We start from the raw sequence: 12463 nt of genomic DNA, 5'->3' as shown, positions 1-12463 counted from the left end.
ATCGGGGGCAAGCCCCCTCCCACAGGTTGATCTGTGAACACATTCAAATGTGGGAGGGGGCTTGCCCCCGATAGCAATCCGAGCCTTAACCAAAGAACCAATAGCACACCGCAATCGCCGCAACGACGCCGGCCAACTCCGCCAGCAACGCACAGCCCACGGCGTGCCGCGCGCGCTGGATACCCACCGAACCGAAGTACACCGCCAACACATAGAAAGTGGTCTCGGTACTGCCCTGGATCGTCGCCGCGACCAGCGCCGGGAAGCTGTCCACGCCCTGCGTCTGCATGGTCTCGATCAACATCGCCCGCGCGGCGCTGCCGGAAAACGGCTTGACCATCGCGGTCGGCAAGGCATCGACAAAGCGCGTGTCCATGCCCGTCCAGGCGACCACATGGCGTATGCCTTCAAGGCCGAAGTCCAACGCGCCCGACGCTCGCAACACCCCCACGGCGCAGAGCATCGCCACCAGGTACGGCAGCAGGTTCTTCGCCACGTCGAAGCCTTCCTTGGCGCCTTCGACAAACGCCTCGTAGACCTTGACCTTGCGCAGCGCACCGATCACCAGGAACAGCATGATCAGGCCGAACAAGGTGAGGTTGCCAAGGATCGAGGACAGCCCGGCCAGCGCCGTGGCGGAGAGGGTCGCCAACAACGCCATGAAACCACCCAAGACCAGCGCACCGGGAACCAGGTACGCCAGCACCACCGGGTCCCACAGCCGCAGGCGCTGCATGATTGCCACCGAGAGCAGCCCCACCAGCGTGGATGCACTGGTTGCGAGCAGGATCGGCAGGAACACCAGCGTCGGGTCCGCCGCGCCTTGCTGGGCGCGGTACATGAAGATGGTTACCGGCAACAGCGTCAATGAAGACGCGTTGAGCACCAGGAACAGGATCTGCGCGTTACTGGCGGTGTTGGGGATGGGGTTGAGTTCCTGCAAGGCCTTCATCGCCTTGAGCCCGATGGGGGTGGCGGCGTTATCCAGGCCCAGGCCGTTGGCGGCAAAGTTGAGGGTGATCAAGCCGATGGCCGGGTGGCCGGCGGGCACTTCCGGCATCAAACGGCGGAACAGCGGGCCGAGGGCCTTGGCCAGCCAATCGACGATCCCGGCTTTCTCTGCGATGCGCAGAAAACCCAGCCACAGCGTCAGGGTGCCGAACAACAGCACCATGACTTCCACCGACAATTTGGCCATGGCGAAAATGCTTTCGACCATTGCCGCGAATATCCCGGCGTTACCGCCGACCAGCCATTGCGCCAGTGCCGACACCATTGCCACGACAAAGAAGCCAAGCCACAGGCCATTGAGCATCAGTTGAATCCCCCGAAGAATGGGACGAATGATAGCGGGGCCGGCAGAAACGACAAACCCCGGAATTTTCCGGGGTTTGTCTTTAAGCCGTCACGCTATCAGCTGCGGGTGGCCTGGGCGACCGGTGCGGCGGTCTTGGTGCGCCAATGCGGCAGCGAGTTCCAGTAGCGCTCGCCCTTGGCGTCGTCGTACATGCCTTCCCAACGGGAGATCACCAGCACGGCCAAGGCATTGCCGATCACGTTCAGGGCAGTACGCGCCATGTCCATGATGCGGTCGACACCGGCGATGAACGCCAGGCCTTCCAGCGGAATGCCCACGCTGCCCAGGGTGGCCAGCAGCACCACGAAGGACACACCCGGCACGCCAGCGATGCCTTTGGAGGTGACCATCAGGGTCAGCACCAGCATCAGTTGCTGGCCGATCGACAGGTCGATGCCATACAGCTGGGCAATGAAGATCGCCGCGATGCTCTGGTACAGGGTCGAACCGTCGAGGTTGAACGAGTAACCGGTCGGCACCACGAAACTGCAGATGGCTTTCGGCGCGCCGTAGGCTTCCATCTTCTCGATCACACGCGGCAGCACGGTCTCGGAACTGGCGGTGGAGTAGGCCAGTACCAGCTCATCCTTGAAGATGCGCATCAGCTTGATCACCGAGAAGCCGAACAGGCGGGCAATCAGGCCGAGGATCACGAACGCGAAGAACAGGATGGCGACGTAAACCAGGATCACCAGCTTGGCCAGCGGTAGCAGCGAGGCAAAGCCGAAGTTGGCAACGGTCACCGCGATCAGTGCGAAGACCCCGATAGGGGCGTACTTCATGATCATGTGAGTGACTTTGAACATGCTCTCGGACACGCCCTGGAACATGGTGACCAGCGGCTCACGCAGCTCAGGCTTGAGGCTCGACAAGCCAAGGCCGAACAGCACCGAGAAGAAGATGATCGGCAGCATCTCGCCACGGGCGACGGCGGCAAAGATGTTCGACGGGATCAGGTTGAGGATGGTCTGGATGAACGCATGCTCATGCTGCACTTCGGCAGCAGTGGCGGTGTACTTGGAGATGTCGACGGTACCCAGGGTACTCATGTCGATACCCGCGCCCGGGTGGAACAGGTTGGCCAGCAGCAGGCCGACCACGATAGCGATGGTGGTGACGATTTCGAAGTAAAGGATGGTTTTGACGCCGATGCGCCCGAGTTTCTTCGCATCACCCACACCGGCAATGCCGACGATCAGCGAGGAAATCACAATCGGGATCACGATCATCTTGATCAGGCGGATAAAGATATCGCCCGCTGGCTGCAATACGTTGCTGATCCACCAGGCTTTTTCAGCACTGAAATGGTTAAGCACTGCACCGATTGCGATCCCCAGCACCAAACCGATGAGGATCTGCCAGGCGAGGCTTAGCTTTGCCTTCTTCATGTCATTACCCTTACTTCAAGTGAACTTAAGGCAAATGCGCCAGCCGCAACGCTCGAGAGCGAAAAAGTGTGTGCATCTGCCTCCATGGAAGGTCACCGCAGCATGGCCGAAATGGCTTACTGGCAGGCGAAAAAAGGCGCAACTATTCCCATGCAAGGGTTCGACGTCTAATGCCGTAAACGCCTACCCTATGCCGAATCGGCATGAGATTTTTTAATAATAACTGTCCGAACGGTCAGTTCAAATGTGACATTTTGTCCGACAAAAATGCCGTGAACCGGCCAAACCCGGCTCGCTCAGAGATTCGGGACGTCCTCGGGGACCTGGCGGAAATGCCTGAGAATTCCATCATTTAGTGTCGGAAATGTCCTATGGCACCCACCAAAATTTATCGATAGATGGTCTACCCGACACACTAAGTAATGTTTGGAGATGAGCAGAAAGGTGATTGGCGACTAAGGGCGGCATGAACAGCGAAAAAAGGAGCGTTAAAGCCCGCCGCAAGTTCAGCAAGCCGATGGCTTGTGAACCTGCGTCGCAGCTTTTCGCCTGACCCGGCCCTTGCGCAGGCACTCCCTGTACCCGTAGGTCGCGCCGATCGTAGGTGATCAGAGCAACCCGGCCCCTTGGTCATGCACCGCCCTTGGCAAGCGGTGCAAACAGAAAGAAGCAAGGGCTTCCTTCTATGGACGCCGGCCCCGCAGACAACACGCGTGTCAGACGGAACCTAGTACCAATTCGGATCTTTCTTCAGCTGCTCCATCAGCAGCTTCTGCATGCCTTCATCCGGTTTACCGATAAAACGGTAATCGGCGTGCCGTGTTGGAGACTTGTCCTTCGGCAGACCGGCCGGGACTTCCACCAACATGGCGTAGGCATCTTCCTTGTCGAGGCTGAAGGCAACGATCAGGCGTTTGTTCAGGCAGGTGTCCGCGGTTTCGCAGAGCGGCCCGACCAGGTACTTGTCGCCATCTTCTTCCACGGCATTCATTTGCTCAGCGGTGCCGGACAGGTTTATCACCCATTCCGGCAGGCGCTCTTCTTTCTTCACCACGCCTTGCCAGGTCTCACGGTATTGCGGGTCCGCGCTGAGCAATTCGTTGGCTCGGGACTGGCCGTCGTTGGCGGCCATCGCCAAGCCGCTGCCGCCCAGTAGCAGGGCGGCAGTAATGGCTTTGAAGGACAAAGTGGTCATTTTCAGCCTCGGCCGCGACGACCAAAGAAGAAGGAAGCGATGAACATCACCAGAAACACCACAAACAGAATTTTTGCGATACCCGTGGCAGTGCCCGCGATACCACCGAAGCCCAGGACTGCAGCCACAATGGCGATGATCAGAAATGTGATTGCCCAACTCAACATGGTGATTCTCCTTATGCTTCTTTATAGAGGTAACAGCGGTAGTGCTTTGCGGCCACGAAAGTGGCCTTTTGGTGCCTAGAACACCCAACGCTCCTGGGATGGCAGCTCACTCAGGGAAGACTCCTGGTCAACCATCCGCAGTTGCGGGGCTGTTGCATCGGCAGCAACACTGCCAACGGAACGGAAATGGGTTTGGGTCATGGACGGACGTTCAAACTGGGGGATCTGCTGCTGACTCTGCTGCCAATGTTGCAACTGCTGGCCACCGATCAGCGTGACCATCAGGGCCAAGCTGGCAAACAGACCTTGCTGCAAGCGCAGTGGCGATACACGCAGTTGGCTGAGGCTTTGGCGAGTCATGCTGTTGTTCTCCCGCATTTTGATTATTCGTTGGAAGAGCTATTGCAGAGCGCGTGCCAGTTTTTTTACAAAATAAAACTCAATAAAATCATATAGTTATGAACTAAAGACTCATGCACCCTCCAGCATCCTGCACGATGCCTCCGTGTATGCCGTGCGAAATGCACGATGGCCAGCGGTCGGGTCGAGGGATAGAAAACGAAGAGGGTGTTGCCGAAGTGGCAAGACGGCATGAAAACGCCATCAGACGGGGCTTTGTAGGAAGTGATGCAGCTACCTGCACGAGACTGCTATTTATCCATCAGAATAAACCATGCAACTTGCCCGATTATTCCGGGACTAAACACCATCATTCATAGTTTAAGGAGCGCGGGACAGATGGAATCAGCCAAGGAACTTCAAGGCCGCATTCTTTTAGTGGACGATGAGTCCGCGATCCTCCGCACCTTCCGTTATTGCCTGGAAGATGAAGGCTACACCGTCGCCACTGCGAACAGCGCGGCCCAGGCCGACGCCTTGATGCAACGCCAGGTATTCGACCTGTGCTTCCTGGACTTGCGCCTGGGCGAAGACAATGGCCTGGATGTGCTGGCCCAGATGCGAATCCAGGCGCCCTGGATGCGCGTGGTGATCGTCACCGCCCATTCGGCAGTCGATACCGCCGTCGATGCTATCCAGGCCGGCGCCGCTGACTACCTGGTAAAACCCTGCAGCCCCGATCAACTGCGCCTGGCCACCGCCAAGCAGTTGGAAGTGCGCCAACTGTCTGCGCGGCTCGAAGCCCTGGAGGGCGAAGTGCGCCAGCCGAAAGACGGCCTCGACTCTCACAGCCCATCAATGATGGTGGTGCTGGAAACGGCGCGCCAGGTGGCTGGGACAGATGCGAACATCCTGATCCTTGGCGAGTCCGGCACGGGTAAAGGCGAACTGGCCCGCGCAATTCACGGCTGGAGCAAGCGTTCGAAGAAATCCTGCGTGACCATCAACTGCCCCTCTTTGACGGCAGAACTGATGGAAAGCGAGCTGTTCGGCCATAGTCGAGGGGCGTTTACCGGCGCCAGTGAAAGCACCCTGGGCCGCGTCAACCAAGCGGACGGCGGCACGCTGTTTCTCGACGAGATCGGCGACTTTCCCCTCACCTTGCAACCCAAGTTACTGAGGTTCATCCAGGACAAGGAGTACGAGCGCGTGGGCGACCCTGTCACCCGCCGTGCCGATGTGCGCATCCTCGCCGCCACCAACCTGAACCTGGAAGACATGGTGCGTGACGGCCGCTTCCGTGAAGACTTGCTGTACCGCCTCAATGTAATCACCTTGCATCTGCCACCGTTGCGCGAGCGCAGTGAAGACATCCTGACCCTGGCCGACCGGTTCCTGGCGCGCTTCGTCAAGGAATATGCCCGACCAGCACGCGGTTTCAGCGATGAAGCGCGCGAAGCGCTGCTCAACTACCGCTGGCCGGGCAACATTCGCGAACTGCGTAACGTGGTGGAGCGCGCCAGCATCATTTGCCCGCAGGAGAAGGTGGAAATCAGCCACCTGGGCATGGCCGAACAACCTAGCAACAATGCTCCACGCATTGGCGCGGCACTCAGTCTGGACCAGTTGGAGAAAGCCCACATCGGCGCAGTGCTTGCCACCAGCGATACCCTGGACCAGGCGGCCCGCACCCTCGGCATCGACGCGTCGACCCTGTACCGCAAACGCAAACAGTACAACCTGTGAGCTGTACTCTATGAAGTTAGCGATGAAGTTGCGCACTCGATTATTCCTGAGCATCTCAGCGCTGATTACCGTTGCCCTGCTGGGTTTGATCCTGGGCCTGGTAAGTGTCATGCAAATGGCCAAGACCCAGGAGTCCCTGATTCGCAGCAATTTCGTCACTCTGGACCTGGGCCTCAAGCTACGCCAGAGCCTGGGCGATCAATTGATCATGATGCTGGAAGACCGGCCGGACCCCGAGGCGCTGCAATCCTCGGAACGGCGCTACTTCGACCTGCTGGATCAAGGCATTGCCCATGAACAGCGCGACGGTCGCGGGACGGGATTCAGCCAGGCCCGAGGCCAATATCAGGCGCTGCTGGAGGCCTTTGATGAATCCCAGCAACCGACGCCGCCGCCCGGCGCCAAGGACAAACTCACCGACACTTTCAACACGCTGCGCAATGGCCTGATCGCCGAACACAAGCAGGCTTTGGAAAACATCAGCAACAGCGAGCACAAGTCCCGCGAACGCGCGTTATTGGTCGCCGGATTACTGGGGTTGGTGGGGCTTGCCGTGCTGATCATCGGGTTTGTGACAGCCCATGGCATCGCGCGGCGTTTTGGCGGACCGATCGAAGCGCTGGCCAAAGCGGCAGACAAGATCGGACAAGGGGATTTCGAGGTGACGCTGCCAATCTCCTCGGCAGCAGAAATGAACCAGCTGACCCGCCGCTTCGGCATCATGGCCGAAGCTCTGCGCCAGCATCAGGCGACCAATGTGGATGAACTGCTGGCCGGCCAACAGCGCTTGCAGGCTGTGCTCGACAGCATCGACGATGGCTTGCTGATGATTGACCGCCAAGGCCGCCTGGAGCATCTCAACCCCGTGGCTCAGCGCCAACTGGGCTGGGACGAGGAGCGCCTCGGCCAAGGCCTGGGCGAAGCCTTGTCGCGTCCGGAGCTGGATGAGCAACTGCACCTGGTGCTGCGCGGCGGCAACCTGGAGCGGGCGCCGGAGGATCTGGAAGTGGAGGTCGAGGGCGAACTGCGCCTGCTGACCTACAGCCTGACCCCGGTCAGCCATACCCAGGGACATATTCTCGGCGCAGTGATGGTGCTGCATGACGTGACTGAACAACGCGCCTTCGAGCGGGTGCGCAGCGAGTTCGTACTGCGCGCTTCCCATGAACTGCGTACGCCGGTGACCGGCATGCATATGGCCTTCGGACTCTTCCGCGAACGTGCGAAGTTCCCGGCGGAGTCCCGCGAAGCGGACTTGCTGGATACCGTCAATGAAGAGATGCAGCGCCTGATGCAGTTGATCAACGACCTGCTCAACTTCTCACGCTACCAGAACGGCCTGCAAAAACTCACGCTGGGGCCGTGCGACGTCACCGATCTGCTCGAGCACGCCCGAGCACGCTTCGCCGAGCCCGCCAACGCGCAAAATATCGAACTGCTGGTGGAAGCCCAATCCGACCTGCCTCGGCTGTATGCAGACCAGATCCAACTGGAGCGTGTGCTCGACAATCTACTGGGCAACGCGCTGCGCCACACTCCCGCGGGCGGGCAGATACGCCTGCAGGCACGGCGCCATGGCGAGCGGGTGATCGTCAGCGTCGAGGATAACGGCGAGGGCATCGCCTACGGGCAGCAGGGGCGGATCTTCGAACCCTTTGTCCAGGTGGGCCGCAAGAAAGGCGGCGCCGGCCTGGGGCTGGCGCTGTGCAAGGAAATCGTGCAATTGCACGGTGGCCGCATGGGCGTGTACTCGCGACCGGGGCAGGGCACTCAGTTCTATATGGCGCTGCCGCTCTAGCTTCGGTTCAACGCACGCAGAATGGCTGCACTTTCTGCATCCGGCGTGCCATCGAACAGCGACGGCCGGAAATGCATCTGGAACGCCGCGATCACATGGCGCGTGGCGACATCCAACTCGCCGGTCTGGGGCGTCTGGTAGCCCAGGCGGGCCAGCTCTTCCTGGAACCAGGTGATGCTTGGCAGCTCGGCGGCGTATTGCACCTGAAACCGCGCAACGGCCTGCGCATCCGGCCAAACGCCCAACCCTTCGGCGGCCAGCCGCTTCCAGGGGAACATCGGGCCTGGGTCGAGCTTGCGCAACGGCGCGATATCGCTGTGACCAATAATATTCTTGGGGTCGATACCGTTGCGCTTGCTGATGTCCTTGAGCAACACCACCAGGGACTTCACCTGCGCCTCTGAGTAGGGGTACCACAAGCGGCCCGTAGGTGTGTCCTTGTAGCCTGGGTTCACGATCTCGATGCCAATGGAGCTGGAGTTGAGCCAGGTGCGGCCCATCCACTCGCTTTCCCCCGCGTGCCAGGCGCGCTGGCTCTCGTCCACCAGCTTGTAGATGGTGGCCGAGGCGTCGTCGCCGATCAGGTAATGGCTGCTGACCTGACCATGGGTGAGCAATGCCAGCGAGCGTTCAAGGTTGGTCGAGGTGTAATGCACGATCACGAACTGCACGCGGTTGTCGTGGTTCACCGAGGGGTGGTTGGTGTTTAGGCGAGGGCCGCTGGCACAGCCTGCGAGCACAAGGAACACAAAAGCGAAGTACAAGGATTTCATGGCGGTAGACGGTACGCAGAAGACAATAATGCAACAGTGTAACGTACCGATCGCAAGCCAGCGGTCAAATCACAAAATGGAACATCTTTCAGGCAGCCTGCACCTGGTTGCGCCCCGCGGCCTTGGCCCGATACAACGCTTCATCGGCACGCTTGAGCGCAAGATCACTGCGCTCTCCCGGCTGGAACTGCGCCACACCCATGGACACGGTGATCGTCACCGGCTCGCCCTTGAAGTGAAACGGGCACGCTTCAATCGCCGCACGCAACACCTCGCCCACGGCCAGGGCATCCGCCAGGGATGAGTCGGGCATCAGCAAGACAAACTCTTCACCACCAAAGCGCGCGATAAAGTCGGTCGGGCGCAGGCGCTTGCGCAGCACGTTGGCGATGATCTTCAGCACCTTGTCGCCGGCGAGGTGGCCGTAGCCATCGTTGATACGCTTGAAGTGATCCAGGTCCAGCATCGCCAACGACAGGTTGTTGCCGTGCTGGTGCCAGGTGTTCACCTCATAATCGAGGCGCTCGCTCCAGGCGGCACGATTGGGCAGGCCCGTGAGCGGATCGATCAACGCCTTCTGGCGCTGCACCTCCAGGTGCTCGCGATAGCCCTGGGCTTCCTGCTCCATGTTGGCAACCCGCTCAGCCAGGCCTTTGAGGCGCGCCGCCGTCTCCTGCTCGCGCAGGTCGCGCTGCTGCTGATGCTCATCCATGGTGCCGAGCAGCCCCTCAAGGTGGCTTTCCAGCACGTGCTTGAGGCTGTCCAGGTCGGCAGCTTCCTGCACGCTGCTTTGCAGGCCATCGACCTGTTCGCGGATCTGTGTGTCCAGCTCACGGGCGGCGGAGCGGCTGTCGGCATGCCCCTCGCTGGCGACTTGCAAGTGGCCCTGAAACGCCTCGAGCCGTTCGTTGAGCTGCTTGAGGTAAGCCTCGAACTCATGCTGGCCGCTGTCGGTGATCGCCAGCATCAAGACTGCCAGATCGTCGAGGATCGGCAGCAGTTCGTACCAGTTCAAACCATGGGCCAGGCGCTCGCGCATGGCCTCGGCCTGGGGTCGGTGACGTTCGGGCAACGAGAGTTCTTCGAGCAGGCCGAGCAGAGTGTCTTCGATGTGCTTGGCCACGGAGCTGTAGGACGGTTCTGGCGAGTCGGGCAGGGCATAGGTTCCATCCTCTTGCAACTCGTCAGGATCAGGCTCTTCTAGCACCGGTGGAAGCGACAAGCTGCCAATGGTGGTCTCATCCGGGGTCTCGACCTGAACTTCAGGCGTTTCGATAAAGGCGGCGAGGGCGCTCTCCGGTGCGGGTTCTTCGACTTGAGGCTTGGGCTCGACACGTGCTTCGGGTGTTTCAATAGCGGCGGCTTGAGGCGGGGCTTCATAGACGAAGGTTTCGCTGGAGGGCTCGGCCACCTGGGCGGGGGCTACGGGCTCGATGACCGGAGCGACGTTTTCTTGAGGCTGCGGCGCAAAGGCACGCAACGCTTGCGTCAGTTCCTCGGATTGCTCGGACGGCTGTGGCTCGACAGCGACTGGCTTGGTCGCCGCAGGCTGCGGGGCCGGTCGGAGGGTCGATTCGTCCGCCACCGTTTCGTTCGCAACGTCCTTGGCGCCGAACAGGCGCTGCAAAAGCCCAGGGCCTGGTCGCGCGGTTTCGCCGTCCGGCTCCAGGTTGTTCAGTGCCTGGCCCTGCAGGCCGCTCAACTCGCTGAGCAACAGCGGGATCTCTCGCGCCTGGCCGACGCGGCCGTCCAACTGCTTGGCGAACGTCTTCAGCGGCCGAGCCACCTCACGGGGCAATGGAAGTTTCTGTAGTTGCGTGACCAGGGACGTCAGCGCGGTGCTGATCTGGTCGACCCGGGTTTCGCGGCGCTGCTCCGAATCCAGCACGGCTTTTTCCAGGCGCGGCAGCAAGGCGGCGAGGGCGGCGTCCATATCATCGGTACGGACGACGTCGCGCATTTCCTTCATGCATTGGTCGACGGCGCGGTCAGTGCCCTCAGCCGCCAGCGTGCTGCGCACCAGTCCACGGCGCAGCAGGTCGAGGCGAGCGGCCCAGCGGCGTTCGAGTTTTTCCTGTTGCTCGATGCTCTTGAGGTATTTCTCTTTCCAGCGCTGGGCGTCGTCGCTCATGAAAGGGGTCCGCGGGGGCCAGGGCTCAACGCGGGTAATGCATCAGCCGTGAGCGAACCCGGCAGACGAATCTCTACCGCGACCGGCAGGTGATCGGAGATGGGCTGCGCCAGCACCTGCACACTCTCGAGTGTGAGGGTAGGACTGAGCAGGATATGGTCAAGGCAGCGTTGCGGGCGCCAACTGGGGAACGTGGCTTCGGCTTGCGGCGCCAGTAGGCCGAGGTCGCGCAACGGAGAATTCTGCAACAGGTCGCTGGCGTGGGTATTCATGTCCCCCATCAGCACCTGGTGCTTGTAATTGCCAATCAGCTCGCGGATGTAAGCCAGTTGCATCGTGCGAGTGCGGGCGCCCAGTGCCAGGTGCATCATCACGACCACCAAGGCCTCCGGGCCTTCGCCAAAGCGCACGAGGATCGCACCCCGCCCCTTGGGTCCGGGTAACGGGTGATCTTCGATGACTGAGGGCTTCAAGCGACTGAGCACACCATTGCTGTGCTGCGCCAGGCGCCCGAGGTTACGGTTGAGCTGCTGATACCAATAGGGGAAGGCACCCAGCTGGGCCAAGTGTTCCACCTGGTTTATATAGCCGGAGCGCATGCTGCCGCCATCAGCTTCCTGCAGGGCGACAAGGTCGAAGTCGTTCAGCAGGTTGCCGATCTTTTGCAGGTTGCCGGCACGTCCGTTATGGGGCAGCAGGTGCTGCCAGCCACGGGTGAGGTAGTGCCGGTACTTCTCGGTACTGATGCCTACCTGGATATTGAAGCTGAGCAGGCGCAGGCGGCTGTCTGCCGGCAGGCCCGTGGACTCCAGGTGATGTTCATTGACCTGCGGATCATGCAGGCCAACCACACGTTCGGTACCCCAGCGGCGCATGACGGGCCCCTTACTTGGCTGCGCGCTCTTTGGCGATCAGTTGGTCGGCAACATTGAGGGTCTGCTCAGGACCACCGGAAGTGCCCAGGTCGAAACGGTATTTGCCGTTGACGATCATGGTCGGTACGCCTTGCACGCCATACTTCTGCGCCAGCTCCTTGGCCTGCTTGATCTGGCCCTGGATAGCGAAGGAGTTGAAGGTGGCCAGGAACTTGTCCTTGTCGACACCTTGGGTGGCCACGAAGTCAGCCATTTCGTCCGGCTTGGTCAGGCGCTTGCCTTGCTTCTGGATCGCGTCGAATACCGCGTTGTGGACCTTGTGCTCCACACCCATGGCTTCCAGGGTCAGGAACAGTTGGCCGTGGGCATCCCATGGGCCGCCGAACATGGCTGGAATGCGCTTGAAGTTCACGTCCTTGGGCAGTTTTTCAACCCATGGGTTGATGGTCGGTTCAAAAGCGTAGCAATGCGGGCAGCCGTACCAGAACAACTCCACCACTTCGATCTTGCCGGGTTCGGAAACCGGAACCGGATTGGCCAATTCAACGTAGGTCTTACCGGCTTCAAGCGGCACGTCGGCGGCTTGTGCGGTCATGCCGAAGAGGCTGGCAGTGACGAGAGCGGCGCTGAGGATCAGATTACGCATGCTTTACTCCTGGACAAATAAAGTCGCCTCACGCGACCTTTGTTGTGA

The 12463-nt window shown here is 60.4% G+C and carries 11 protein-coding genes; 2 read left to right on the top strand and 9 right to left on the bottom strand.

Annotated features, from left to right (window positions below; genetic code table 11):
• Positions 1 to 85 precede the first annotated feature (85 nt).
• The 5 genes from BFN10_RS18975 to BFN10_RS18955 form a co-directional block, all read right to left on the bottom strand.
• Positions 86 to 1315, bottom strand: coding sequence for a nucleoside recognition domain-containing protein (locus BFN10_RS18975; RefSeq protein ID WP_071490956.1), 1230 nt, complete (start codon positions 1313 to 1315; stop codon positions 86 to 88).
• 98 nt (positions 1316 to 1413) lie between these two features.
• The gene (gene gltP, locus BFN10_RS18970) at positions 1414 to 2745 is read right to left on the bottom strand and encodes a glutamate/aspartate:proton symporter GltP (protein WP_058424440.1); all 1332 of its coding nucleotides are present in this window, start codon (positions 2743 to 2745) and stop codon (positions 1414 to 1416) included.
• 727 nt (positions 2746 to 3472) lie between these two features.
• Complete coding sequence (locus BFN10_RS18965; protein WP_071490955.1) at positions 3473 to 3940, bottom strand: inhibitor of vertebrate lysozyme family protein; 468 nt, start codon at positions 3938 to 3940, stop codon at positions 3473 to 3475.
• 2 nt (positions 3941 to 3942) lie between these two features.
• Positions 3943 to 4107 carry a DUF1328 domain-containing protein gene (locus tag BFN10_RS18960; RefSeq protein WP_003170804.1) on the bottom strand — a complete coding sequence of 55 codons (165 nt, stop codon included), beginning with the start codon at positions 4105 to 4107 and terminating at the stop codon, positions 3943 to 3945.
• Between the two features lie 75 nt (positions 4108 to 4182).
• Positions 4183 to 4467, bottom strand: a complete 285-nt coding sequence (locus tag BFN10_RS18955; protein WP_071490977.1) for a hypothetical protein — start codon at positions 4465 to 4467, stop codon at positions 4183 to 4185.
• A 378-nt stretch (positions 4468 to 4845) separates the two neighbouring features.
• On the opposite strand from BFN10_RS18955, the gene algB reads away from it, so the two are divergent.
• A complete protein-coding gene (gene algB, locus BFN10_RS18950) occupies positions 4846 to 6192 on the top strand; it encodes a sigma-54-dependent response regulator transcription factor AlgB (RefSeq protein WP_058424438.1) in 1347 nt (448 codons plus the stop codon).
• Positions 6193 to 6202: 10 nt separating this feature from the next.
• Positions 6203 to 7990, top strand: coding sequence for a KinB sensor domain-containing domain (locus tag BFN10_RS18945; protein ID WP_071490954.1), 1788 nt, complete (start codon positions 6203 to 6205; stop codon positions 7988 to 7990).
• Here the strand turns inward: BFN10_RS18945 and BFN10_RS18940 are convergent.
• The 4 genes from BFN10_RS18940 to dsbA all read right to left on the bottom strand — a co-directional run bounded on the left by BFN10_RS18940 (position 7987) and on the right by dsbA (position 12415).
• The gene (locus BFN10_RS18940; RefSeq protein WP_071490953.1) at positions 7987 to 8763 is read right to left on the bottom strand and encodes an N-acetylmuramoyl-L-alanine amidase; all 777 of its coding nucleotides are present in this window, start codon (positions 8761 to 8763) and stop codon (positions 7987 to 7989) included. The genes BFN10_RS18945 and BFN10_RS18940 overlap by 4 nt on opposite strands.
• An 88-nt stretch (positions 8764 to 8851) precedes the next feature.
• Positions 8852 to 10894 (bottom strand): GGDEF domain-containing protein, encoded by a 2043-nt coding sequence (locus BFN10_RS18935; RefSeq protein WP_071490952.1) that lies wholly within the window; start codon positions 10892 to 10894, stop codon positions 8852 to 8854.
• A complete protein-coding gene (locus BFN10_RS18930; protein WP_071490951.1) occupies positions 10891 to 11769 on the bottom strand; it encodes an endonuclease/exonuclease/phosphatase family protein in 879 nt (292 codons plus the stop codon). Before BFN10_RS18930 ends, BFN10_RS18935 begins: the two co-directional genes overlap by 4 nt.
• 10 nt (positions 11770 to 11779) lie before the next feature.
• On the bottom strand, positions 11780 to 12415 hold the full coding sequence (dsbA, locus tag BFN10_RS18925) for a thiol:disulfide interchange protein DsbA (RefSeq protein WP_033899253.1): 636 nt from the start codon (positions 12413 to 12415) through the stop codon (positions 11780 to 11782).
• Positions 12416 to 12463 lie beyond the last annotated feature (48 nt).

This window comes from Pseudomonas extremorientalis (assembly GCF_001870465.1).
Classification (GTDB): domain Bacteria; phylum Pseudomonadota; class Gammaproteobacteria; order Pseudomonadales; family Pseudomonadaceae; genus Aquipseudomonas; species Aquipseudomonas extremorientalis.
The sequence above is the reverse complement of the archived record's forward strand: the minus strand, read 5'-3'. Positions and strand labels throughout refer to the sequence as shown.